Genomic DNA, 25,644 nt, shown 5'->3' with positions numbered 1-25,644 from the left:
TTAATTTTAAGTAAAGCCCTGATGAAATTTAACATCGAATCTACCTTTCAACCTACTGGAGATCAACCGGAAGCAATTCGGCAATTGGTCGACGGTATAAATTCTAAAGAAAAATACCAAACTTTGCTTGGAGTTACCGGTTCTGGTAAGACCTTTACAATGGCAAATGTCATTGAGAAAGTTGAACGACCAACTTTAGTTTTAGCGCATAATAAAACTTTAGCAGCTCAATTATATAATGAATTTAAAGCATTCTTCCCGAATAACGCGGTAGAATATTTTGTTTCGTATTACGATTATTATCAACCGGAAGCTTACATTCCTACTTCAGGAACATATATTGAAAAAGATTTATCGATTAATGATGAAATTGAAAAGTTACGTTTAAGCACCACTTCTTCCCTACTATCGGGACGTCGCGATGTTCTGGTTGTCGCTTCGGTAAGTTGTCTTTATGGTATTGGAAATCCGGTAGAATTTCAGAAAAATGTAATTTCAATTCAACGCGATCAGCAAATTTCTAGAACCAAATTATTGCAGCGCTTGGTACAAAGTTTATATTCTCGTACCGAAGCTGAATTTCAACATGGAAATTTCAGAATAAAAGGCGATACGGTAGATATTTTTCCGGGTTATGCAGATGACGCTTTCAGAATTCATTTTTTTGGAGATGAGATTGAAGAAATTGAAGCGTTTGATCCGCAAAGCAATGAAGTGATCGAAAAATATAGTCGGTTAAATATTTATCCGGCAAATATGTTTGTGACTTCGCCTGATGTGTTAAATAGCGCTATTGACCAGATTACCTTAGATTTAGGAAAACAGATAAATTATTTTAAAGATATCGCGAAACCTTTAGAAGCGAAACGCTTGGAAGAACGAACTAATTTTGATCTTGAAATGATTAAAGAATTAGGGTATTGTTCTGGAATTGAAAATTATTCACGTTATCTCGACGGAAGAAAACCTGGAAGCAGACCTTTCTGTTTGCTCGATTATTTTCCCGATGATTATTTAATGATTGTTGACGAAAGTCACGTTACGATTCCACAAGTTGGCGCAATGTATGGCGGCGACCGTTCGCGAAAAGAAAATTTGGTAGAATATGGGTTTAGACTTCCCGCTGCGATGGATAACCGACCGTTAAAATTTGAAGAATTTGAAACGCTTCAAAATCAAGTGGTTTATGTAAGTGCCACACCGGCAGATTATGAACTTCAGAAAAGTGGCGGCGTTTATGTGGAGCAAGTTATTCGACCGACAGGTTTACTAGATCCGGTAATTGAAGTTCGCCCGAGTTTAAATCAAATAGATGATTTAATTGAAGAAATTCAAGTTCGAGTAGAAAAAGATCAGCGAACCTTGGTCACGACGTTAACCAAACGAATGGCGGAAGAACTTACCAAATATTTAAGCCGAATAGATATTCGTTGTCGTTATATTCATAGTGATATCGACACCTTGGAACGGGTAGAAATAATGCAAGATTTACGTCGCGGTTTGTTTGATGTTTTAGTAGGTGTAAATTTATTGCGGGAAGGTTTAGATTTACCTGAAGTTTCGTTAGTTGCAATTTTAGATGCCGATAAAGAAGGTTTTTTACGAAGCAATCGTTCACTTACGCAAACTATTGGTAGAGCCGCGCGACATTTAGAAGGAAAAGCGATTATGTATGCTGATAAAATCACGAACAGTATGCAAAAAACAATTGATGAAACGGAATACCGCCGTGAAAAACAAATCGATTATAACACTAAACATAATATTACGCCAACGGCACTCAATAAATCGTTAGATAACACGCTTGCAGGAAGAAAACCCGAACCGTATAAATTTGAAGCCGCGCCAAATTTAAAAGCTGCGGAAGAAAAAGTTACCTATTTCAATGAAAATCAGTTAGAAGATCGTATTCGAGAAATTCGAAAACAGATGGAAAAAGCCGCGAAAGATCTCGATTTTATGGCTGCTGCAAAATTTAGGGATGAATTAAAAATGTTACAGGAAAAACTGAAAACTAAAAAGGAATAAAATATTTTATAAGTCAATTTTTTGAAAACTGAACTCATTTTAGTTTCCAAAATAATTTCAAAAAATAAAAAAAGCCCGAACTTGCTCGGGCTTTTTTCTGACTAATCAAATCACATTCATTTACGCGATTTCAATCATTCGTTTAGTTTGTACTTTTGCTTCTTCACGTTTGGGTAAGTTGATCAACAAAACTCCGTTTTCATAAGAAGCTGAAATTTTAGCACTTTCTACAGTTTCCGGTAAACTAAAAGCTCTTTTAAACGTACTGTAACTAAATTCTCTACGCGTAAACTTTCCTTTTTCTTCTTGGGTGTTTTCTTTCTTTTCTTCAGAAGAAATAGTTAACACATCATTGTCTAATTCAATATTAAAATCTTCTTTTGTTTTTCCGGGTGCGGCAACTTCAACTAAAAAGTTATCTTCACTTTCTTTAATATTTACCGCCGGAATGCTCACACCAATATTATTTACATTTGATGTTCCGCCTAACCAATCTGTTTTAAACATATCGTCGAAAATAGATGGTAACCAATTGTCTGTTCTTTTTACTAAGCTCATAATTTTATGTTTTAAAGTTATTGTTTAAATTTTTCAATAGCATATAAACAATTTAAGTACCATTTCATTTTTTACTGTCATTTTGACTTAAAAACATTTTAAATAAACGACAAATTGTCATTTTTTCGATTAAAATTTTGTTAAGCTGTAGAAAATTTCTAACGGAATCTTGCTACCTTGGCATCGTAATCTATATTCATGAGAGCACTTTACAATAAGCTTGCGAGTTTTTTTCATACAATTGAAGGAAAAATAGCATTTTACCCAACATTTTTTAGCGTTATTGGTTTCCACTTCGCGATGTTAATGTTGTTTTTGGAGAAAAAAGGAATTTCTTCTTTTGTGATTGAGCATGTTCCAGAACTTGTGATAAACAATCCGGACACGGCTAAAACCTTGTTGAGTTTCCTAACCGGCGGAATTATTTCCATTATGGTTTTTAGCTTTTCGATGGTTATGGTTTTACTGAATCAGGCTTCAAGTAACTTTTCACCACGGGTTTTACCGGGATTAATTTCAAATAGAAAACACCAATATGTTTTAGGGATTTACTTAGCGACCATTCTTTACAATACCTTTACGTTGGTAGGAATTAATCCGAAAGAAGATGCACAATATCAGTTACCGGGATTTTCAGTTTTATTAGGAATTATTTTTACAGTGGGTTGTTTTTATGCCTTCCTGTATTTTATTCATAGTATTTCGCAGGCGATTCAGGTGAATAATATCCTGGATTCTATTTACACCAAAGCAAAAACGAGATTAGAAGAATTAATTAAAAAAGAAGATGAAGAAGTTCCGAATTTTCCTGAAACCGACGATTGGGTAAGTTACTACAGTAATGAAACGGGGTATTTTCAGAAATTTGCGGCGAATAATTTAATGGATATTTGCTTAGAAAACGATATTAAAATAAAAATTCTACCCATTCAAGGCGTTTTTGTACTCAAAGGAATTCCTATTATAAAAGTAAATAAAGAAATTGATGAGGACTTAGTCGATGAAATCTTGTCGAATTTTAATTATGCCCGAGCTGAATTTGTAGAAGACAATTACGCTTTAGCCTTTAAACAAATTACTGAAATCGGCATGAAAGCCATGTCACCTGGAATTAACGATCCCGGAACCGCCATTAATACGATAGATTATTTAACTGAATTATTTGCACTTCGACTTCAAAAAAATGATGATACCGTTTTAACGCAAGACGATCAATCTTTAATTTTTGTAACCACTACTAATTTCCCGGAATTGCTTTACCAAGTTATGGCTTCTTACAGAACCTACTGTAAAAATGATATTTCATGTATGCAGAAATTACTGATTATGTTTAAATATTTATTGTATCAAAAAACTAAAAATGAAATCTATCAAGAAGCGCTGCAAAACGAAGCAAAATTAATTTTTGACGATGCAAAACATACCTTGCAAAACCCAACCGATATTGAGCGAATTGAAAAACTCTATAATTCTTTACCAATTAAAAAATAAACAGTTTTAATTTCAGTAAATTTGCACTTCATAAAAAAACTATGGCTTTAAGCAATAACGATATTTTTAAAAAATTACGTGTCGCTCACAAATTGCGGGACGACGATATTATTAAAATTTTCAAGTTGGTAGATTTTAACGTAACCAAAGCTGAACTTGGAGCAATTTTCAGAAAAGAAGATCACCCAAAATATGTAGAGTGTGGCGATCAATTTCTTCGGAATTTTCTAAACGGACTCATTATTCATCTTCGCGGTCCGATGCCTAAAAAGAAAACTCCCGTTAAAAAACCGGAATAAACTTTCAAGTAAAAATTTGTGTAATTGCTCTTTTAAAAAAAAGCTTCTATTTTATGGAAAAACTTATTGATGAAAATGCCGTTTTATCCGCTAAAGAAATAAAAAAACTCAACAAAAAATACAAACCACTTTCAATAGAAAAAAGAATTGAAGAAATCTATAATGATTTTAATGTGGAAGAAATTATGCTTACCAGCTCTTTCGCTGCAACTTCTGCTTTTCTTTTAAAATTATTTTCTGAAGTAAATAAAGAACAAGAAGTATTTTTTATTGATACCGGCTATCATTTTGACGAAACCTTAGGCTACAAAAAAGCACTTACCGAAAAATATGGCTTAAATGTAAAATCGATTAGCGCCTTAAAAGAAGAACACGATTTTACAACAAAAGACGAAACCTGGAAAAAAAATCCAGATTTTTGTTGTTCCATAAATAAAGTTCAACCGTTAGAAAGCATTAAAAAAAATTATAAGGTTTGGGTTTCCGGTTTAATGGAATGGCAAAGCGATCATCGTGCTTCTTTAAATATTTTTGAGGAACGTGGTGAAATTTTAAAATTCTATCCGCTTTTAGATGTCACGAAAGAAGAACGCGATAAATATATTGAGGAACACCAACTTCCTTTTCATCCGTTAGTTTCAAAAGGTTATCATTCTATTGGCTGTAAACATTGTACCGTTCCTGGTGAAGATCGTTCTGGTCGTTGGAATAACAACCCGAAAACCGAATGCGGTTTGCATTTATAAAAATTTAGCCTGCTTTTTTACTAATTTATTCTATTTGTTTAATAATATCTTTAATTACATCTAGAGTAATAGGCTTCACTACGTACTTCTTAATAACTGAAAATTCTTTGGCTTTTTCTCTATCTGCTGGTGTTTCTGAGGAGGTTACCATAAAAATTTTCAATTGCTTAGGAATATCTATTTTTTCTATTTCTTCTAAGAATTCCCAACCATCCATAATAGGCATATTAATATCTAAAAAAATAAGATCAGGTAAAACCGATTTTTGCTGAATAAGAGTACGTAAATTTTTATAGGCTTCTTGACCATTTTTAAAAACCAAAAAAGTATCACAATATCCTGAATATTCTAAAATTTTCTTAGTCCCAAAAACAAAAATCGGATCATCATCGATAATGCAAGCTAAATTAATTTTATTTTCCATTTTTAAAATAAACTTTAAATAATGAACCTTTATTCACTTCACTTTCAACTTCTATAAAACCTCCCATCGCTTCAATTTGATTCTTTGTTATAAACAAACCTATTCCTCTTGAATCGCTATGATCATGAAAAGTTTTATACATCCCAAAAAGTTTTTCCTTATGCTTTACTAAATCTATTCCTAATCCATTATCTTTCACAGCTAAAGATATAAATCTACCCGAATTTTCTAGTGAAATAGCTATATGTGATTGTCTATCTGGTGATCTATATTTGATAGCATTAGTTAATAAATTTAATAAAATACTTTCTAAGTAAGCCGGAATCGCTAAAATATCTACTTGTTTTTCGTGAGGCTTTTCTATAACTACCTTTTCATCTTTAATAATTGCAGAGATACTTTCTAAACTTGCATCTAAGTATTTTATCAAATTAAGTTTTTTAAATTTCTTTTTATCTGAAGTATGTACCAAAACTACTTCATTTAAATTTTGTATGGTTTCTCCCAGCCCTTCAATAGCTTGATCAAAAAGTGGCATGATTTCATTTTCTTTCAGTTGGTCTTTGTATTGCATGTTCATTAAATCCAATAACATTTTTAAATTACCAGAGTGAGACCTTAAATTATGAGATACAATATGCGCAAAATTTAGCAAACGCTGGTTTTGATCTTTAGTTACATTTAAATATGATTTTAGTTTTTCTTTACTTTCATGTTCTTTGGTTAAATCTATTACCTGTCCTAAGTATTGAATAGGATTTTGGTCTTTATCACGAATTACCGTTAACACTAAATGAATATAAATTGTTTTCCCATTTTTGTGCTTATATCTTTTTTCTTTAGTAAAAGATTTTATTTTTCCCTTCTTTAGTTTCTGAAGACCTATTAATGATTCCTCTAAATCATCTGGATGAATAAAATCCCTAAATGTCATTTTATTCATTTCTGAAGATGTATAGCCCAACATTTCACAAAACCCTTCATTTACTTTAAATATATTAGTGTTCTTATCATAAATAACTATTCCAATACTTGAATTTAAAAACACATTATTAGTAAATTGTAATTGTTTATTTAATTCGCTGTGTTGCCTTTCTTCAACATCAATATCTTGAAACAAGCCATAAACCTTGACGCAGGTACCATTTTCAAAAACAGGCATACCAATGGCTCTTACCCATATTTCTTTGTTTTTTGCCGTAGTTAATAAAAGTTTCAAATCATATTCTTGATCATATTTAACTGCATTTTCAAAGGACTCCGTTATCTTTTTTCTAGAAACAGGATCCTTAAAGAAATTTATAGCTTCATTTAAATTACATTCAAAATTAAGAGGAACTCCATGAATTAACTTGGTTACATCACTCCAATATATTGTATGGTTTATTAAATCTACTTCCCAACTACCCATTTTAGCATAATGGGCAGTCTTTTCAAGTAATTCTCTATAAGCTCTAGTGTGGGGCATATTCGCATATTTAAATCAATAGTTCTATTTATTAATAAAACCTAAGTCGAAGTTAAAATCAATTTCCCCACAGAAAAGAAATATTCGATAGAATGCATAAATGCTTAGTTGAATAGATTATTTTCATAGTTATAAGTCTTACCGTTTTTTCACGAAAGAGCCTAAACTTTAATTTCATAAGCATTTTAGAAATTGAGAATAAATAAGAATGTAATTTTTTAGCAGCCTATTTTCAATAGGTAGAAATTAAAATTATATTAAAACAAAAATCCCGTCCAATTTGGACGGGATTTTTATTATTTAAAAGAGTTTTCTTTACTAGGACAATACTTGGTGAACTTTGTCTGCTGCTTCTTTAAACTGAACAGCACTTTCTACATTCAATCCACTATTATCGATTAATTCTTTTGCAACATCTGCGTTGGTTCCTTGTAAACGTACAATAATTGGAACGTTAATCGCGTCTCCCATATTTTTGTAAGCATCTACAACTCCTTGCGCTACACGATCACAACGAACAATACCTCCAAAAATATTAATTAAAATCGCTTCAACTTTATCGTCTTTTAAAATTAAACGGAACGCCTCTTCTACTCGTTTTGCATCTGCAGTTCCTCCAACATCTAAGAAGTTTGCAGGTTCTCCACCAGCGTGTTTAATTAAATCCATTGTTGCCATTGCAAGTCCCGCGCCATTTACCATACAACCAACGTTTCCGTCAAGATCTACATAGCTTAAACCAGCTTTTCTCGCTTCAACTTCAGTAGCATTTTCTTCACGCTCGTCACGCATTGCAGCGTAATCTTTATGACGGAATAATGCGTTATCGTCTAAAGTTACTTTAGAATCTACCGCTAAAATTTTATCGTCACTGGTTTTTAAAACCGGATTAATTTCAAATAAAGAAGAATCAGATTTTTCGTAAGCTGTATATAAAGCGGTAACAAATTTTGTCATTTCTTTAAATGCCGCGCCTGATAAACCTAAGTTAAAAGCTATTTTTCGAGCTTGAAAAGGAAGAATCCCTACAGTAGGATCAATTTCTTCAGTAAAAATTAAATGCGGAGTTTCATCGGCAACAGTTTCGATATCCATTCCTCCTTCGGTAGAATACATAATCATATTTCTTCCGGTTGCACGATTTAATAAAACCGACATATAGTATTCTTCAGGTTCATTATCTCCTGGATAATAAACATCTTCAGCAACTAATACCTGATTTACTTTTTTTCCTTCAGCAGAAGTTTGTGGAGTTACCAATTGCATTCCGATAATTTCTCCAGCAATTTTTTCTACTTCTTGTAGGTTTTTGGCTAGTTTCACACCACCGCCTTTTCCGCGCCCACCAGCGTGAACTTGGGCTTTAATTACGTGCCATCCGGTTCCGGTTTCTTCGGTTAATTTTTTTGCAGCTTCTACTGCTTCTTCTGTGGTGCTCGCTACAATTCCTCGTTGAATTCTAACGCCAAAGCTATTTAATATTTCTTTTCCTTGATATTCGTGTAAATTCATAATCAGGTTTTTCTTCTAGTTTTAGAACGACAAAAGTAAGAAATGTAAAAGTTAGTACCAATATTTTTTTACCAAAGAAAACTTAAAAGCTTTATGATAAGATTTTTAGTCGACTTTAAAATTATAAATTAAATTATCTTTGCTTTATATGAATGGAATTAATCAAGAAGATCTTATTGAACTCGCCTATGCAAAAATGCATTTCGGAAAATATAAAGATTGGTATTTAACCGATATTCCCGAGCCTTATTTTGTTTGGTTTCAACAGAAAGGATTTCCACCGGGAAAAACTGGAACACAAATGAAAGCGATGTTAGAATTAAAAATAAATGGTTTAGAATGGCTTTTAAAAAACATCAGGAAAACTTATAAAAAACCTTCGTAAAAATTTAATTCCTTAAGATTTTGCTTCAAAAAAATAATTCAAAAAACATTTGGGTGAAGATGCTATAAAATCTTCAATCTTTATTTTGATAAAAGCTTTTTAAAAATCCTTTTTACAATTTACCTGATTAGCGGTTAAAAATAAATTGTTATTCGTACTTTTGCGCTCCGTATAGACAAATTGTAAAAAGAACCTTAAAAAATGGCCAACACTAAGTACATTTTTGTAACAGGTGGTGTTTCTTCGTCTCTCGGGAAAGGAATTATCGCAGCTTCATTAGCAAAACTTCTTCAAGCACGCGGATATAAAACTACTATTCAGAAATTAGATCCGTATATAAATGTAGATCCAGGAACTTTAAATCCTTACGAACACGGTGAATGTTTTGTAACTGAAGATGGCGCAGAAACCGATCTAGATCTTGGTCATTATGAGCGTTTTTTAAATGTAAACACTTCACAAGCAAATAATGTTACGACCGGTAGAATTTACCAAAGTGTAATCGATAAAGAACGTCGCGGTGAGTTTTTAGGAAAAACGGTTCAAGTTGTTCCGCATATTACTAATGAAATTAAAGACCGTATTCAGATTTTAGGCAGAAGCGGCGATTATGATATTGTAATTACTGAAATCGGCGGAACTGTCGGCGATATTGAATCTTTACCTTATATTGAATCGGTTCGCCAATTAAAATGGGAATTAGGTGAAAATAACGCATTGGTTATTCATTTAACCTTGGTTCCGTATTTATCAGCTGCCAAAGAATTAAAAACAAAACCGACTCAACATAGCGTAAAAACCTTGATGGAAAGCGGAATTAGCGCCGACATTTTAGTGTGCAGAACAGAACACGAATTAAGTCAAGATTTACGTGAAAAATTAGCACTCTTTTGTAATGTTAAAAAAGAGGCGGTCATTCAATCGATCGATGCTTCTACAATTTATGATGTCCCAAATCATATGCTAAAAGAAGGTTTAGACACAATTACCTTAAAAAAATTAGCCCTTTCAGACGAAACAAAACCAGATCTTACGCAATGGAACGCGTTTTTAAAACGCCATAAAAATCCAAAAGCTGAAGTTACGATTGGTTTAGTTGGGAAATATGTAGAATTACAAGATTCTTATAAATCGATTTTAGAAAGTTTTATTCACGCGGGAGCAGAAAATGAAGTAAAAGTGAATATTAAAAGTATTCATTCAGAATTTATAAACGCGAAAAATGCAGATCCTAAAATTGAAGATCTAGACGGAATTTTAGTCGCTCCCGGTTTTGGTGAACGCGGAATTGAAGGGAAAATCGCCGCTGTAAATTACGCGCGAGAAAACGATTTACCTTTCTTCGGAATTTGTCTAGGAATGCAAATGGCAGTTATTGAATATGCACGAAACGTACTAAAACTAGCCGATGCGAATTCTACTGAAATGGACGATGGAACTACAAACCCGGTGATTGATATTATGGAAAATCAGAAAAATATCACTCAAATGGGCGGAACCATGCGCTTAGGAGCTTGGGATTGCGATTTAAAGGAAGGAACTTTAATTCATAAAATCTACGGAAAAAATACCATAAGCGAGCGTCATAGACATCGTTATGAATATAATAACAAATACCAAGAACAACTAGAAAAAGCCGGAATGATAAGTTCAGGAATAAATCCGCAAACCGGTTTAGTTGAAGTTATTGAAATTCCTTCGCATCCGTGGTTTGTTGGGGTTCAATATCATCCGGAGTATAAAAGTACGGTAGCTTCACCACATCCTATATTTATTAGTTTTGTAAAAGCTGCAAAAGATTTTTCAAAAAAGAGAACAAAAAAATAAAATGCCAACTTGGCATAGATAGAAAAGATGGAGGCGTTTTTGACAATGCTTCACTATCTAAAAATATAGCGCATTAGATTATACCTATGGAAAATAAAAAATTAGATCTAAATTCTATTATTGGTTTTGTATTGATTGGAGCCATTCTAATATGGATGCTTTACAACAGTCAAGAACAAGGCACTGAAGTAGAAACCGTAGATTCAAAAAGCAAAACCGAACAAATCGATGAGATTTCAGCTGAAAATGAAAACCAACCCATTGCAACGCAAGAAAGCAGTGAAGAAAAATTAGCTGATAATGATTCGCTAGAATTAGCACGAGCACAATCGCGTTTAGGTGCTTTTGGATATTCGGCTACTTTACCTTCTGCTCAAAATAAAACCACTACGCTAGAAAATGATGTTTTAAAATTAGTGGTGAGTAATAAAGGTGGACAAATTGTAGAAGCTAAGTTAAAGAAATTTAAAACCTATGATTCTATTCCGGTTCACTTAATAAAAGATAACAACGCTACTTTTAATATCAGTTTTACGACCAACGATAATCGAAAATTAAACACCAAAGATCTTTATTTTGAACCTTCGCTAACCGAGAATGGAAATGCGCTTTCCATGAAATTGAAAGTTGCTGAAGATGAATACTTAGAATATTATTACAAATTGAAACCAAATGATTACATGGTTGATTTCCAACTACGTTCGCAAGGGTTAAATGATGTAATAAATCAAAATAATGAAATAAACCTCGATTGGAGTTTAAAAGGGTATCGCCACGCAAAAAGTATTAGTTATGAAAATAGGTATACTGAAATTTTGTGGGAATATGAAGGTGATTTAGAAGATTATACTGGTCAAGGCGATTTAGAAGAAGAGAATGATGAAGATATTACCTGGGTAGCCTTTAAGCAACATTTCTTCACATCTGTATTATTAACAGATTCTCCTTTTGAACGCGGAAAATTCATCTCTAAAAATTTAGTAGAAGATGAAGAAATTGATACCGTTTACACCAAAGAATTTGCGGCAAGTCTTCCGTTGAAATTAAAAGGCGGAGAAATAAACGAAAGTTTAGATTGGTATTACGGACCGACAGATTATAAAGTATTAAACGATTACGACCGAAATTTAGATGAGATCGTTCCCTTAGGTTGGGGAATTTTTGGATGGATCAATAAATATTTCACCATACCTTTTTATAATTTATTAAGTGGATTTTTACCTGCGGGAATTGCCATTATTTTCTTAACCATTTCAGTTAAATTATTGCTTTCTCCGGTTCAGTACAAACAGTATGTTTCACAAGCAAAAATGAAAGTGCTTCGCCCAGAAATTAACGAACTGAACGAAAAGTACAAAGATAATGCGATGAAAAAGCAACAGGAAACAATGAAGCTTTATAGCAAAGCCGGCGCGAGTCCTATGAGCGGTTGTATTCCAGGTTTAATGCAAATCCCTGTTTTTTATGCGCTTTTTCACTTTTTCCCAAGTGCGTTTGATATTCGACAGAAAAGTTTTTTATGGGCAGATGATTTATCGAGTTATGATGTAATTGCTGAATTACCATTTCATATCCCATTTTATGGAGATCACGTGAGTTTATTCCCAATTTTAGCTTCCATTGCTATTTTTATTTATATGACGATGACCACCGGGCAAAATATGCCGCAAAGTCAACCTGGAATGCCGAATATGAAATTCATCATGTACCTTTCGCCAATATTTATGTTGGTATTCTTTAACAATTACGCAAGTGGATTATCGCTTTATTATTTCACTTCAAATTTAATTACGATCGGAATTATGTTAGTGATTAAAAACTTCATTATTGATGAAGATAAGATTCACGCGAAAATTCAGGAGAACAAGAAGAAGCCTAAAAAGAAAGGGAAGTTTGCAAGAAAATTCCAAGAAATGATGGAAGAAGCTGAAAAGCAGAAAAACAAAAAATAACCTTCACTCCTTATAAATAAAAAGCTCCGAGGAAATTCGGAGCTTTTTTTATGCTAAGCAATTTAGATCGTTAATCGTCGTCAACCTTAACTTGATTCAGGTTCCCATACTGATTTGTAGCTAAATATGATGGGATTGTGAAATAAATTCAGACTGACGTTTTTTTTAATACTTCTCAGATAGCCTTTAAATATTTCTAAATTTTATAAATTATTTTAAGGCAACAAAACTGTTTCCAAACTGTGTAAAATTCCGTTGGTAGCTTGGGCATTTAACGGGATTATTTTAGCGCTTCTTCCATTAGAAATTAATGTTGAATCGGAAGCGTTTAACTGAATTGAACTTCCTAAGGTTTGTAAATTCATATCAGAAAATTCGCTACTTTTCAAACTTGTGTTTGGCACAATATGAAGATTTAAAATATCCGTTAAGGTTTGTTGCGGAACATCGGTCAACACTGCATTTTGATCTGGATAAAGCTCTAACAAAACTTCTTCAAAAGCATTATCATCAGGAGCGAAAACAGTAAACGGCGCGTCAGTAGAAGTTGAAGAATCTTCACTTAAACGCTCTAAATATTGTTCAGTTGTTTGATCGTCACGGGTAAAAGCTTCAACTATTGTATTTAAAGTTCGATCGGCTCGAATAAAAATGGAAAGATTTCCTAGTGGAATAAATTCATCGGTTACGTGAATTACGCCATTCACACCTACAATATCTGGAACAACAATTGTCGCTTGATTATTTATAAATGCACCGATTTGAGTATTAATATACGCATTCAAGAATTGGTTGTTTCCACTATAATTTTCAGTAGCTTGAGTTGAAATGTAGCCGTTACTAAAATCGGTGGAAATTTTTAACCCTGTTAATAAATGATTTCTATAAATATTATCTAATTGGTCGGCATCGGTAATATTTTCGTCTTCAAAACTTGCAACCGCGTTTTCATTTGGAACAAATAGCGTGATAAAACTTTCTTCCGAAGTCACTTTTTCTTCAAAATCAGTATCAATAGAAGCTTCTGTGATTTTATTGTAAAAAGGAGTCATATTCTCATCGGCAATTAAAAAAGTTTTAAGTGTCGGTAAGTCTAATACGTGATTTATTTGATGAAAAACGCCATTATCAACTTCAATATCACCGGAAGTTATTTTTGTATTCGCATTAAAAATCAAGTCTTCATTAGCATTCACAAACAAACTCATATTTATAGTAATGCTGTCATTTTTAGGCACAGTAGCTAATGTTTTTAAATAACCAGTAGTAAAATTGTCTTTAAAATTTAAACTTTCCAAAATATGATTAGAAACCAATTGAAATGCTAGATCCTTCGGGATATCATCCACACTCGCAAAATTATTTTCTTGCAGATAAGCTTCCATCGCGGTATTTGTAGGACCAAAAAATGTATACGTCCCGGCATTTCCATTTAAACGTCCAGAAAGCCCCGCGCGTTCTACCGCTTGAGCGAACAAAGAATATTGTTCATTGGTTTCCATATAATTTACAATAGAATTTGTTCCTTCAATTACATTCCCATTATCATCATCGTCGGTACAAGAAGTAAATAAAAAAAGCGGCAAACTTATTGCGATAAAATAAATACGTTTTATACTAAAATTCATCTTTTAATGTTTTATTTGCTAAAATAAAGCTTAAATCAACAGATAAAAAAATTTAAACTCCATGTTTGTACAAAAGCTAAACGTCTTCTTGCTCTTATTTATTTTAATTACTTCAAGTAGTTTCAGTCAATCTGAAAAAATTAATCAATTCGATAAACAAGGAAAACGTCACGGCGAATGGATTAAAAAATATGAAGGGAGCGATCAAATTCGCTACGAAGGTACTTTTGAACACGGAAAAGAAATCGGAACTTTTAAATTTTACAAGCCAAAAAGTGAAGATCAACCTACGGCCACTAAAACTTATTTTGCTGAACACGATAGTGTTCAGGTTAAATTTTTCACTAAAAAGGGAGAATTGGTCAGCAAAGGAAATATGATCGATAAAAAAAGGGAAGGGATTTGGAAATATTATTTCAAAGATGGAAACCTGATGATGCAAGAAACCTATAAAAATGATGTATTAAATGGGTGGAAAATCGTTTATTTCCCTAATGGAAAAATTACTGAAAAAAAACACTTTGAAAATGGCGTGGCAAATGGCGAAAATTTAATCTACGCTAAAAATGGAACGTTAATTCAGTCGTACACCTACAAAGATGGTAAACTTCACGGTTCAACCGAAACTTATAACGCGAGCGGCAATTTAATTTCTGAAGGAAATTATAAGCAAGGTAAACGAACCGGCGAATGGAAATTCTACAAAAATAATTCACTAGATGAAGTCAAACAATATTAACTGAAAGGTAGGCTCTTAAACTGCGACAAATTGGTTAATTTTGCAATCTCAAAAATTAGTTTATTGTGAATAAAAAGCGTGTTGTTGTTGGTCTTAGTGGTGGCGTAGATTCTAGTGTAACTGCCTATTTATTAAAAGAACAAGGTTATGAAGTAATCGGTCTTTTTATGAAAAATTGGCACGACGATTCCGTTACGATTAGTGATGAATGTCCGTGGTTAGACGACAGTAACGATGCCATGTTGGTTGCCGATAAACTAAATATTCCTTTTCAAACTGTCGATTTAAGCGAAGAATATAAAGAACGCATTGTAGATTATATGTTCAATGAATATGAGCGTGGAAGAACGCCAAATCCCGATGTTTTATGTAATCGTGAAATAAAGTTTGATGTCTTCATGAAAATCGCGCTTTCTTTAGGCGCCGATTATGTAGCCACCGGTCATTATTGCCGAAAAGGAGAGATTGAAAAAGAGGGAAAAAAAATTTACCAATTATTGGCGGGAAAAGATAAAAACAAAGATCAATCTTATTTCTTATGTCAACTCTCGCAAGAGCAATTGGCAAAAACCCTCTTCCCTATTGGTGAACTTCAAAAAAGTGAAGTTCGTAAAATCGCAGCAGAACAAGAATTGGTGACCGCCGGAAAAAAAGATTCACAAGGACTTTGTTTTATCGGAAAAGTTAGACTTCCAGATTTTCTTCAGCAAAAATTACAGCCTAAAAATGGTGATATTGTAGAAATTTCTTCTGAAGACTCGATTTATCAATCCGTAGAAAATAATTTCAGTTCAAAACAAGAAGAATTAGTAGTGCTTAGCGAAAAATACAGCTATCAACCTGATTTAGGAAAAAAAGTAGGTTCGCATAATGGTGCGCATTATTTTACAAAAGGTCAACGAAAAGGTTTAGCTGTTGGCGGAACACCCGAACCTTTATTTGTTATTGAAACCGATGTTAAAAATAATATTATCTACACTGGACAAGGAAAAAATCATCCAGGATTATTGCGCAAAGGTTTATTTATTGCTAACGATGAAATTCATTGGGTTCGCGAAGATTTACAACTTCAAAATGATGAATCTTTAGAAGTTAGTGCAAGAATTCGGTATCGCCAACCGCTAGAAAAAGCAACGCTTTACAAAACTGAAAACGGTTTGTATGTTATTTTTGAAAATGCGCAAACTGCAATTACCGAAGGGCAATTTGTAGCGTGGTATCAAGACGAAGAATTATTAGGTTCTGGTGTAATTTCTTAACTTTGAAATTCACTTAACGAATAATTCATGCAAAACAATAAAATCACTTCTTTATTCAATATTCAATATCCATTAATTCAAGCGGGAATGATTTGGGCGAGTGGCTGGAAATTAGCCAGCGCTGTTAGTAATTCCGGCGGATTGGGAATAATCGGTTCAGGTTCTATGTATCCTGAAATTTTTAGAGAACACGTTCAAAAATGCAAAAAAGCAACCGATAAACCTTTCGGTGTAAACGTCCCGATGTTATATCCAGATCTCGATAAAATCATGGATATTATTATTGAAGAAGAAGTTGAAATTGTGTTCACTTCCGCAGGAAATCCTAAAACATGGACGCCAATTTTAAAAGAAAACGGAATTAAAGTTGTTCATGTAGTAAGTAGCGTAAAATTTGCTTTAAAAGCTGAAGCTGCCGGAGTTGATGCAGTTGTTGCTGAAGGTTTTGAAGCCGGCGGACATAACGGGCGAGAAGAAACCACTACATTTACATTAATTCCGATGGTAAAAGAAAAACTGAGCGTTCCATTAATTGCCGCAGGCGGAATTGCTACCGGTAACGGAATGCTAGCCGCAATGGTTCTCGGCGCCGATGCGGTACAAATCGGGAGTCGTTTTGTAGCGAGTAACGAAGCTTCATCGCACCAAGCATTTAAAGATTTAGTAGTAAATTCTCAAGAAGGCGATACACAACTTACGTTAAAAGAATTAGCACCAGTACGAATGCTAAAAAATAAATTTTTTAATGACGTGTTGGAACTCTACAAAAAAAATCCTTCTAAAGAAGAACTCATTGAATTATTAGGAAGAGCACGTGCTAAAAAAGGAATGTTTGAAGGTGATTTAGAGGAAGGAGAATTAGAAATCGGACAAATTAGCGGATTGATTCATGAAATAAAACCTGCCGCCGAGATTGTAAAAGAAATTATTAAGGATTTTGAAAAAGCGAAAAAAGAAGTAGCTAATTTTTAAGTTTAGGAAGTTGCGATAGCAAATCTTTTACTTTCTCATTCCATTTTTGTTGCGCTTCCTTATTTTTAGAATGATCGGTTTCCTTATCATATTTTTGTTGCATTGTTTGCCGATCGTTTTCTATTTTTTGATAGATTTTTTGTAAACGCTGCTGAACTTGTTTTAAGCTTCCGCTATCATCAAAATCAATTAATTCTTGGTTGAATTTTCTTGCGTAATAATCAGAAATATCAAAATGAAGTTGTTCGTGGTTTAATAAATAATCGGTTTCTTTCCCATCTTTTACCCAAGATTGATTTGGTAAAAAATAGCTTTTTATTTCATATACAAATTTTCTTCCATCTGCATCGTTTTGCAGCGACCATGAAAAAGAAAATCCTGAATAGGTATTTGCTTGATATGGATTTGTAGGGTCTGGTTTTCCTTTAAAATCTTTCCACGTTAAGGTAGTTTCACTCCAATATAATTTTTCCTCATTTTCTTGAGCGATTCCCAAAAAGCTTCCGAAGAAAAATAATATGAAGGATATGTTACGCATTAGGATAGTGAAAATTAATTATTTTCGAGATATCGGGATGTAAACTGTAAAAAACCGGACAAGTTACAGCTGCTTTTTCAAGCAAGCTTTTTTCTTTTTCAGCATACGATGAAGGAAAATGAACTTCTATTTCAATTTTTGAAATTCTTCTGGGATTTGAAGCCATTGTTTTGGTAATTTCAGCTTTGGTTCCGTTCATATTAATTTTATGCTGTTCCGCTTTAATTCCCATGATGGTTAACATACAATTTGCCAAAGCAGTCGCGACCGTGTCGGTTGGTGAAAAAGCTTCTCCTTTTCCATTATTATCGACCGGCGCGTCTGTAAAATAAGTAGAATTGCTTTGTAAATGTGTGTTTTCTACTCGAAGATTTTCTTTATAAATTGCTGTTGAAGTCATTTTAATTTAAAACTTTTAATTCTAAATTTTCACCGTATTCAATTAAGTAAACCGCGTCATTATAATAACCGCCAATCATTTTCTTATGATAATTGAATCGGTTTTCTACATACTCTGTAGTTCCTTCTCTTTTAATCGATTCTGCTAAATTTTCAGCAGTAGCCAATCTCAATAATACATCAAACGTAATATCGAATCCACGAACAGCATATTTGCTTGGTATAATTCCATAATTTTTTGAATACGCTTCTGCAAAACCATTTCGGGTTTTTAAATCATATTCTCTAGCGACTGAAGCATAAGTAAATTTTAAATTACTCAGGTATTGATTGGAAACTTCATCGTCATAAGGTTCACTTTTATTGGAAGTAAATAAGCGAATCTTATAATTGTCTGCCATAGAATTTAAGTAAGAAGTCGCGTTGCTGATTAAGCCTAATTCATCTGACTCAAGAATAACCCAATTTTCCTTGTCTTTTGACAACGCATTGGTTAAATCTTTTCGCTGAAGATATTCTTTATTCGATTGCTTAATAACGTTTGCATTAGGAAAACGGTACGCCAATTTATCTCTTAAATACGAATGTTTTTCATCGGTAAGAATTAAAATATTTTTTCCTTCCTTTAAGCTATCAATATAAGTCACTAAGGCTTTTTCCATTACCATTGCAGAAGGCCGAGTTTGGTATAAATTATCTTTTCCGTGCAATTCACTATTGGTTAACGGCGATAAAACCGGAATATCATAAGAAGCCAATGCCTTGGAAACTTCCTCTAAATTTGAAGTTAACAACGGACCGATTATGGCTTGATAATTTTCAAAATTCTCTTCGTTTAAAAGCTTTTTTACGTGTGATGTACTTTGTTGTGTATCAAAAATTTTCGCTTTTACAGAAATTCCCATTTTTTCAATGGAATCGATTGCGGCAATCACGCCACTATAAAAATCTAGTGAAATTCTAAGTACACGGTCTTTTTTTAATTGTTCCGCTTTATCAATACTATCGCGTTGAAACTCTTGCAAATTAAACGGAAGCATAATTGCAATTCGTTTAGGTGAAGTATTGGTAATATATTTTTCAAGTTTTATAATATTTTTATTTCCAACACTTAATGTATCTCCTTTTAGATAATCAGGTTTTGGAATTTTTAGCGTCATTCCGGCTTCTAGACCTTCTTTTGCCAATTGCGGATTTAATTCTTCTAAAGAATCTTTTGAAATATTAAACTGACGAGTTAAGCTATAAAAGGTTTCTTTCGGTTGAACTTCATAACTTAAAAATTTATCGGAATTCGCTTCTTTTTCTTCAGCGATAGCTTTCGGGTTATTAACGTTTAAAACTTGTCCCGGTTGTAAATCGCCCATTTGAGGATTTAAAGCTTCCAGTTCTTCAACCGTCATTCCATATTTTTTAGCGATTCTGTATTTTCCTTCTTTTGGTAAAACAATATGTTTTAAGTTTTTGAAGGTTGAATTTTGTACCGATTCATTAAAATCTACGACTTCTCGCTTATTAAAAATCGGAATTCGAATACGATCGCCTTGTCCTAATTCTTCTTTATATAAATAGGGATTGTATTTTTTTAGATCTTCAACGCTAATATGATTTTCTTTTGCGATGCTGTATAAAGTTCCTTTAGGTTCTACTTCATATTCTTTAAAACGCAAAACGTTAGAACCCGAAACGCCATCTGGCGTTTCACCAAAAGGAATTACTAAAACGGTTGCAACTATCTTTCCATTTTTAGCATCAGGATTCAGTTTGTAAATTGCCTCTTCGGTAACATCATATTTTTTAGCGATCGATGAAACAGTTTCACCTTCTTGAACACGATGTGTTTTATAGCTTTGCGCAAAAGCGAAAGCATTAAAAAAAACGGCAACTAGTAAACAGATTACTAATTTTCTCATGAATTTTATTTTTTTATTCCCACTCAATCGTAGCGGGTGGTTTAGAGCTTATATCATATACAACTCTATTTACCCCTTTTACACGATTTATGATCGTATTCGAGGTTTTTTGTAGAAAATCGTATGGTAAATCTACCCAATCGGCTGTCATTCCATCGGTAGATTCTACAGCTCTTAAAGCGACCACTTTTTCATACGTTCGCTCATCTCCCATTACACCTACAGAACTTACCGGAAGTAAAATTGCGCCAGCTTGCCATACTTTATCATACAACATCCAATCTTTTAAACCTTGAATAAAAATATGATCTACTTCTTGTAATATACGAACTTTTTCAGCGGTAATATCACCTAAAATTCGAATTGCTAATCCTGGTCCGGGAAATGGATGTCTCCCTAATAATTCAGGATCGATTCCCATTTCTGCTCCTACTCTTCTTACTTCATCTTTAAAAAGCATTCGTAACGGTTCAACTATTTTCAGTTTCATAAAATCTGGCAAACCACCAACATTATGATGCGATTTTATAGTTGCCGATGGACCATTTACCGAAATAGATTCAATAACATCAGGATAAATTGTTCCTTGTGCTAAAAAAGTAACATCGGTAATTTCATGTGCTTCATCATCGAAAACTTCAATAAATGTATTTCCTATTTTTTTACGTTTTTCTTCAGGATCGCTTATTCCTTTTAGAGCATCCAAGAAACGTGCCGAAGAATCTACTCCTTTAACGTTTAAGCCCATATCTTTATATTGATGCAATACGCTGTTGAATTCATTTTTACGTAACAACCCGTTATTTACAAAAATGCAATATAAATTATCGCCAATGGCTTTATTCAGTAAAACTGCAGCTACTGTAGAATCTACACCGCCACTTAATCCTAATACTACTTTTTCGTTTCCAATTTGCTTTTTTAAATCTTCTACCGTTAAATCTACAAAAGCTTCAGGCGTCCATTCTTGGGCTACTTTCGCTATTTTCACTAAGAAATTTTCCAGCAATTGCTTTCCATCGGTAGAGTGATAAACTTCAGGGTGAAATTGAATGGCAAAGGTTTCTTCCCCTTCAATTCTATAAGCGGCATTTAAAACATCGTGCGTACTTGCTATTCTAATTCCGTTTTTAGGCAATTCTTTTATCGTATCACTATGCGACATCCATACTTGAGAATTTTCAGTAATCTCATCAAAAAGTGTTTCGCCATCTTTAATTAACGATAAGTTTGCTCTTCCATATTCACGCGTATTAGAAGGTTCAACTTTTCCGCCATGAAAATGTGCTAAATATTGTGCGCCATAACATACCGCAAGCATGGGAACTTTTCCTCTAATTTTTGATAAATCTGGATGTGGAGCATCTTCTGCGCGAACAGAAAACGGACTTCCTGATAAAATTACTGCTTTAAATTCAGATACATTATCAGGAATTTTGTGGTAAGGATGTATCTCGCAATAAATATTTAATTCTCTAACTCTTCTCGCAATTAATTGCGTGTATTGCGAACCGAAATCTAATATAAGTACGTTATTTTGCATAGGCAAAAGTAATAATTTGAGTTAAAATTTAAAGGACTAACTTGAGTTTTTTCTACCTTTATTTTTTCTATTCTAAAAAAGTATTTACAATGAAATATTTAAGTGCAGTCATTTTTTCAATTGCAATTGTTTTAGCTTCTTATTTTTTAGGAAATGCTTATATAAAAAGAGCCAATACAAATGATGTTATTAATGTTACTGGTTCGGGAAGCAAAAATTTCACTTCAGATTTAATTGTTTGGGAAGGAAGTTTTAATCAGTTTAATACCAATTTAAAACAAGCTTATGAAAAAATTGATATCGATAAGCAAGTGGTAAAAAATTATTTAGTTGAAAAAGGGATTGCTGCGGAAAATATTATTTTTAATTCCGTTCAAACCAACGAACGCACACAAAGTCAATACGAAAACGGAAAATTTGTAGGTACAAAATTTGAAGGTTATGATCTCACGCAAACCGTAAAAATTGAATCTAGCAAAGTAGAATTAATTGAAGAAGTTTCGCGTGAAATAACTGAACTTTTAAATAAAGGTGTTCAATTTAATTCTACGCCTCCACGTTATTATTACACCAAATTAGCCGATTTAAAAATTGAAATGATTTCTAAGGCCACGGAAGACGCTAAATTAAGAGCCGAACGAATCGCTAAAAATGCCGGCGGCGACTTAGGAAAATTAAAAAGTGCCGATATGGGTGTTTTTCAAATTACCGGGCAAAATAGCGGTGAAGATTATAGCTGGAGCGGCGCTTATAATACCTCTAGTAAAAATAAAACTGCTTCTATTACTATGCGATTAGCGTATGAAATTGATTAATTCATTATTCCATCGAAGCTAAAATTTCTTGAATATCTTTTTCTGTGGTATCTGGATTTATAAAACAAAAACGTGAAATTGTTTCCGATTCACCATTTTTTGTCCATTTTGTAGGGGTCACCAAAGCAAAACCAGATTTATGATTTTTATAAGTCCAATCTTTATAATCTTCAGCATTCCACCCTTTTCTTCTATAAAGTACACACGATAAACTTGGTTTTCTTACCAATTCTAAATGTTCGGCAGCTTCAATTTGTTTGGCTGCATTTTGGGCAAGTTCTAAACCTCTTTCAATTGCTTCTGTATATTTTTCAGTTCCGTGCATCGCTAATGAAAACCAGAGTGGTAAACCGCGTAATCTTCTGGTAAGTTGAATTTGATAATCTGCCGGATTAAATCCTTGAGCTCCTTCATCTTTAAAAATATCTAAATAAGCTCCTTTTTGCGAATGCGCGTTTTTGGCTAATTCTATATTTTTATAAATTACAGCGCCACAGTCATAAGGAGAAAACATCCATTTATGCGGATCTATGGTAATACTATCGGCTCGTTCAATTCCTTTAAATAAATGTCGAACGGAAGGAGCAGCTAAAGCGCCTCCACCATAAGCAGCGTCTACGTGAAACCAAATATTTTCATTTTCACAAACTTGAGCAACTTCATCTAATTCATCAATAATTCCGGCATTTGTAGTTCCTCCGGTCGCTACTACGGCAAATAAACGTTTTCGATCAATTTCACTTAACTTATTAATCGCTTTTTGCAACCATTTCCCGGTTAATTTATCTTCATCGTCATCATCCACTAAAATAATATCAGCATCGATTACTTTTGCCATCGATTTTACAGAAGAATGCGCTCCGTTTGATGTGATTAACAAAGCTCTTAACGCCTGGTTTTCTTTATTCTGATCTCGCCAAGCTTCGCGCGCTGCAATCATTGCCGAAAGATTTGCTGAAGTTCCGCCGCTGGTAAAAACACCAAACGCACCTTCGGGCAAACCGGTTAAGGAAACTAACCATTTCATGGCTTGGTTTTCACAGAAAATTCCGCCACCGCCGGTCATCCAATAGGCGCCATGAATACTCGCTGCGGAAGTTACTAAATCGAATAAAACCGCTGCTCGCGTCGGTGCAGCAGGTACAAAAGCCAAATGACGCGGATGATCTACCGGAACGGTGGCTTTTGAAAGCACATCTCTAAATAATTTAAATGCCTTTTCGCCGCCAATTCCTTCTTTCGTAACTGTCTCTCCTACTTTTTTTAATAATTCTTCTTCCTTTTTGGGCGAACCTAAATCTGGCGCACTATTAGAAATTCTATTAATCGCGTATTTCATGATATCTAGTGTCATTTCAACAGTATCGATATCAACGGAGTGCATACTTTTCATAAGGGGAGAATTTTCAGTAGAAATTATTTTACTCGATAATCGAGATTTAAAAATATAGATTTTAAGTCTTGAGAATTATTTTAATTCAATAATAGAAAATTTTTGCTTTAACGGATCTAATTCTTCTTTTAAAAGTTGAATTAAACCATTTCCATAAGCTTCATAAAATTCACTAAAATTTGCTTGGCGTTCTTGTAAATTCTGTTTCGGAAATAGTTCGTTTTGTAAAGTTGTTAAACGATCGAGTTCATCTTTTAATTTTCGCTTTTGTGCTTTTAATAAACGTTTTTCTAAATGGCTTAGTCCGTTAATTTGCTTTTTTTCTTGAGCGGCAACTGCACCGATAAAAGATTTGTCGGTTTTTTCAGCTAAATTATATAATTCTGAAAATTGATTTTCTAAGTGTTTTTTTTGTTTAGAAAAATCGATGTCAATTTCAGAAATTTTCTGAGTATGTTTTGTTTTTAAATCGGCTTGGTTTAGAAATAAATCTTGAAGGGAAACTCCTAACCTATTTAATTTTTTTTGTTGCTTTTCTGAAATTAATAAAGCAGAATTGCGAAGTAAAAGAATTGGAAAAGGAACTTTTTCAGCTTTAAAATATTCTTTTAACTGAAACCAATATGCCAATTCGCCACCACCGCCAATGTAGCTTAAATTCGGAAGAATTACTTCTTGATAAAGCGGACGCATAATTACATTCGGTGAAAAACGTTCAGGATGATTTTCTACTTCTTCTAACATTTCTTTTTCAGAAAAACGTAATTCGGTTTCATGAATAAAATACTGATTTTCTTCTTCAATTATACGTTCCCGTAAATTTTCTTTGAGGTAAAAAAGATTAATTTCACGCGGATTTACTTGTATTTTGTAGTTTTTTTCTGAAAGTTGAGTAGTGGTTTCCTGAACATAGGTGTGTGAAGTTTGCTTAAGCAATTCATCTTTTACAAAGGGAATGAAAAGTTTTTTTAAGCTTCTCTGGTTAGCATCAAGAATTACAAGTCCATCTTCACCGAATAATTCATTAGCAAGATAGTGCGTCGCAGCGGAAAGATTTTCATGTTCTACATAAGCTTCTTTAAAAAGTTTTTTTAATTCTTCTGCATTTTTTGAAGCGTTTAAGTTAGTTGAAAATTCTTCAAAAACTTTTTCTAATCCATTGGTATTTAATTCTCCTACGGCTCCGTTTGCCTTACGATTCCATTGGATTTTATTTTCCTTGAAATTGAAAAAATTAATTTCTTCAAAATCGTGGTCTTCGGTTGCCATCCAATAAATTGGGACGAAATTGCAGGTTGGGTATTTTTCTTTTAATTTCTCACACAGATTAATTGTGGAAATTATTTTATATAAAAAATAAAGCGGACCGGTAAATAAATTTAATTGATGTCCGGTAGTAACGGTAAAGGTATTCTCTTGTGCTAAAAGTTGGAGATTTTCTTGCGTTGCTGTTGAAATAGAAAAATTGGCATATTGCTTTTGCAGCGTTTCTACTAAAATTTTTCTATTCTCTACCGAATAACTCTTTTTCTTTTCTTCAATTTGCTTTTCAAAATTTTCAATCTTGGGAAAATTACCGTAAAACGGATCGAGCTTTTTTTCTTCAGCTAAATAATCTGTAATTAAGTTTGAAAAATAATTGGTATCGCGGTAAGAAATACAGTCAGCCATAAAACAAAAAATCTTGAAAACCTCAAAGATACGTTTGTTGAATGTTTTTTCTACTAATTTTTAGTTAAAGACGATTTTTTCTAA

At 33.2% G+C, this 25,644-nt stretch carries 22 protein-coding genes; 11 read left to right on the top strand and 11 right to left on the bottom strand.

Going from position 1 to position 25,644, the window contains the following annotated elements:
• The first annotated feature begins 21 nt into the window (after positions 1 to 21).
• Positions 22 to 2,028, top strand: a complete 2,007-nt coding sequence (gene uvrB / locus ACFFGL_RS02925) for an excinuclease ABC subunit UvrB (RefSeq protein ID WP_309728853.1) — start codon at positions 22 to 24, stop codon at positions 2,026 to 2,028.
• Between the two features lie 120 nt (positions 2,029 to 2,148).
• On the opposite strand, the gene ACFFGL_RS02920 is transcribed toward uvrB, so the two are convergent.
• A complete protein-coding gene (locus ACFFGL_RS02920; RefSeq protein ID WP_309728855.1) occupies positions 2,149 to 2,586 on the bottom strand; it encodes an Hsp20/alpha crystallin family protein in 438 nt (145 codons plus the stop codon).
• 198 nt (positions 2,587 to 2,784) lie between these two features.
• Between ACFFGL_RS02920 and ACFFGL_RS02915 the strand changes: the two genes are divergently transcribed.
• Genes ACFFGL_RS02915 through ACFFGL_RS02905 form a run of 3 tightly spaced genes read left to right on the top strand, consistent with a single transcriptional unit; the run spans position 2,785 to position 5,122 of the window.
• Positions 2,785 to 4,077, top strand: coding sequence for a DUF2254 domain-containing protein (locus tag ACFFGL_RS02915; protein ID WP_309728857.1), 1,293 nt, complete (start codon positions 2,785 to 2,787; stop codon positions 4,075 to 4,077).
• Positions 4,078 to 4,118: 41 nt separating this feature from the next.
• Entirely contained in the window at positions 4,119 to 4,376 is a 258-nt protein-coding gene (locus ACFFGL_RS02910) for a DUF1456 family protein (protein ID WP_309728859.1), read from the top strand.
• Positions 4,377 to 4,429: 53 nt separating this feature from the next.
• Positions 4,430 to 5,122 carry a phosphoadenylyl-sulfate reductase gene (locus ACFFGL_RS02905; protein WP_309728861.1) on the top strand — a complete coding sequence of 231 codons (693 nt, stop codon included), beginning with the start codon at positions 4,430 to 4,432 and terminating at the stop codon, positions 5,120 to 5,122.
• Positions 5,123 to 5,147: 25 nt separating this feature from the next.
• Here ACFFGL_RS02905 and ACFFGL_RS02900 read toward each other — a convergent pair whose 3' ends face one another.
• From ACFFGL_RS02900 to sucC, 3 genes are all read right to left on the bottom strand, one after another.
• Positions 5,148 to 5,546 (bottom strand): response regulator, encoded by a 399-nt coding sequence (locus ACFFGL_RS02900; protein ID WP_309728863.1) that lies wholly within the window; start codon positions 5,544 to 5,546, stop codon positions 5,148 to 5,150.
• Entirely contained in the window at positions 5,536 to 7,014 is a 1,479-nt protein-coding gene (locus tag ACFFGL_RS02895; protein ID WP_309728865.1) for a sensor histidine kinase, read from the bottom strand. Before ACFFGL_RS02895 ends, ACFFGL_RS02900 begins: the two co-directional genes overlap by 11 nt.
• Positions 7,015 to 7,332: 318 nt before the next feature.
• Entirely contained in the window at positions 7,333 to 8,526 is a 1,194-nt protein-coding gene (sucC, locus tag ACFFGL_RS02890) for an ADP-forming succinate--CoA ligase subunit beta (protein WP_309728867.1), read from the bottom strand.
• Between the two features lie 148 nt (positions 8,527 to 8,674).
• Between sucC and ACFFGL_RS02885 the strand changes: the two genes are divergently transcribed.
• From ACFFGL_RS02885 to yidC, 3 genes are all read left to right on the top strand, one after another.
• Positions 8,675 to 8,911 carry a DUF3820 family protein gene (locus ACFFGL_RS02885; RefSeq protein WP_309728869.1) on the top strand — a complete coding sequence of 79 codons (237 nt, stop codon included), beginning with the start codon at positions 8,675 to 8,677 and terminating at the stop codon, positions 8,909 to 8,911.
• A 201-nt stretch (positions 8,912 to 9,112) separates the two neighbouring features.
• Positions 9,113 to 10,738, top strand: a complete 1,626-nt coding sequence (locus tag ACFFGL_RS02880; protein WP_309728871.1) for a CTP synthase — start codon at positions 9,113 to 9,115, stop codon at positions 10,736 to 10,738.
• A gap of 86 nt (positions 10,739 to 10,824) precedes the next feature.
• Positions 10,825 to 12,690: a membrane protein insertase YidC gene (gene yidC, locus ACFFGL_RS02875; protein WP_309728872.1), complete on the top strand. Its 1,866-nt coding sequence runs from the start codon at positions 10,825 to 10,827 to the stop codon at positions 12,688 to 12,690.
• Between the two features lie 215 nt (positions 12,691 to 12,905).
• Here yidC and ACFFGL_RS02870 read toward each other — a convergent pair whose 3' ends face one another.
• Positions 12,906 to 14,318 carry a fasciclin domain-containing protein gene (locus ACFFGL_RS02870; protein ID WP_309728873.1) on the bottom strand — a complete coding sequence of 471 codons (1,413 nt, stop codon included), beginning with the start codon at positions 14,316 to 14,318 and terminating at the stop codon, positions 12,906 to 12,908.
• A gap of 61 nt (positions 14,319 to 14,379) precedes the next feature.
• Between ACFFGL_RS02870 and ACFFGL_RS02865 the strand changes: the two genes are divergently transcribed.
• The 3 genes from ACFFGL_RS02865 to ACFFGL_RS02855 all read left to right on the top strand — a co-directional run bounded on the left by ACFFGL_RS02865 (position 14,380) and on the right by ACFFGL_RS02855 (position 17,288).
• Entirely contained in the window at positions 14,380 to 15,057 is a 678-nt protein-coding gene (locus tag ACFFGL_RS02865) for a toxin-antitoxin system YwqK family antitoxin (RefSeq protein WP_309728875.1), read from the top strand.
• 65 nt (positions 15,058 to 15,122) lie between these two features.
• The gene (gene mnmA, locus ACFFGL_RS02860) at positions 15,123 to 16,316 is read left to right on the top strand and encodes a tRNA 2-thiouridine(34) synthase MnmA (RefSeq protein ID WP_309728878.1); all 1,194 of its coding nucleotides are present in this window, start codon (positions 15,123 to 15,125) and stop codon (positions 16,314 to 16,316) included.
• 27 nt (positions 16,317 to 16,343) lie between these two features.
• Positions 16,344 to 17,288, top strand: a complete 945-nt coding sequence (locus ACFFGL_RS02855; protein ID WP_309728880.1) for an NAD(P)H-dependent flavin oxidoreductase — start codon at positions 16,344 to 16,346, stop codon at positions 17,286 to 17,288.
• Here ACFFGL_RS02855 and ACFFGL_RS02850 read toward each other — a convergent pair.
• The 4 genes from ACFFGL_RS02850 to guaA are packed head-to-tail and all read right to left on the bottom strand — an operon-like array spanning position 17,278 to position 21,681.
• Positions 17,278 to 17,826 carry a DUF922 domain-containing protein gene (locus ACFFGL_RS02850; RefSeq protein WP_309728882.1) on the bottom strand — a complete coding sequence of 183 codons (549 nt, stop codon included), beginning with the start codon at positions 17,824 to 17,826 and terminating at the stop codon, positions 17,278 to 17,280. The genes ACFFGL_RS02855 and ACFFGL_RS02850 overlap by 11 nt on opposite strands.
• The gene (locus tag ACFFGL_RS02845; protein ID WP_309728884.1) at positions 17,819 to 18,226 is read right to left on the bottom strand and encodes an OsmC family protein; all 408 of its coding nucleotides are present in this window, start codon (positions 18,224 to 18,226) and stop codon (positions 17,819 to 17,821) included. The genes ACFFGL_RS02850 and ACFFGL_RS02845 overlap by 8 nt, the downstream gene beginning before the upstream one ends.
• A gap of 1 nt (position 18,227) precedes the next feature.
• A complete protein-coding gene (locus ACFFGL_RS02840) occupies positions 18,228 to 20,138 on the bottom strand; it encodes an amino acid ABC transporter substrate-binding protein (RefSeq protein ID WP_309728885.1) in 1,911 nt (636 codons plus the stop codon).
• 13 nt (positions 20,139 to 20,151) lie between these two features.
• Positions 20,152 to 21,681, bottom strand: a complete 1,530-nt coding sequence (gene guaA, locus ACFFGL_RS02835) for a glutamine-hydrolyzing GMP synthase (protein WP_309728887.1) — start codon at positions 21,679 to 21,681, stop codon at positions 20,152 to 20,154.
• A gap of 89 nt (positions 21,682 to 21,770) precedes the next feature.
• Here guaA and ACFFGL_RS02830 point away from each other — a divergent pair, with 89 nt between their 5' ends.
• Positions 21,771 to 22,496: an SIMPL domain-containing protein gene (locus tag ACFFGL_RS02830; protein WP_309728889.1), complete on the top strand. Its 726-nt coding sequence runs from the start codon at positions 21,771 to 21,773 to the stop codon at positions 22,494 to 22,496.
• A 4-nt stretch (positions 22,497 to 22,500) separates the two neighbouring features.
• Here ACFFGL_RS02830 and ACFFGL_RS02825 read toward each other — a convergent pair whose 3' ends face one another.
• The gene (locus ACFFGL_RS02825; protein WP_309728892.1) at positions 22,501 to 23,889 is read right to left on the bottom strand and encodes a pyridoxal phosphate-dependent decarboxylase family protein; all 1,389 of its coding nucleotides are present in this window, start codon (positions 23,887 to 23,889) and stop codon (positions 22,501 to 22,503) included.
• A 75-nt stretch (positions 23,890 to 23,964) separates the two neighbouring features.
• Positions 23,965 to 25,560, bottom strand: a complete 1,596-nt coding sequence (bshC, locus tag ACFFGL_RS02820; RefSeq protein ID WP_309728893.1) for a bacillithiol biosynthesis cysteine-adding enzyme BshC — start codon at positions 25,558 to 25,560, stop codon at positions 23,965 to 23,967.
• Positions 25,561 to 25,644: the final 84 nt, after the last annotated feature.

The sequence above is a fragment of the Mesonia maritima genome, assembly GCF_042433895.1.
Classification (GTDB): Bacteria; Bacteroidota; Bacteroidia; order Flavobacteriales; family Flavobacteriaceae; genus Mesonia; species Mesonia maritima.
This window is presented reverse-complemented; position numbering and strand designations above follow the sequence as displayed.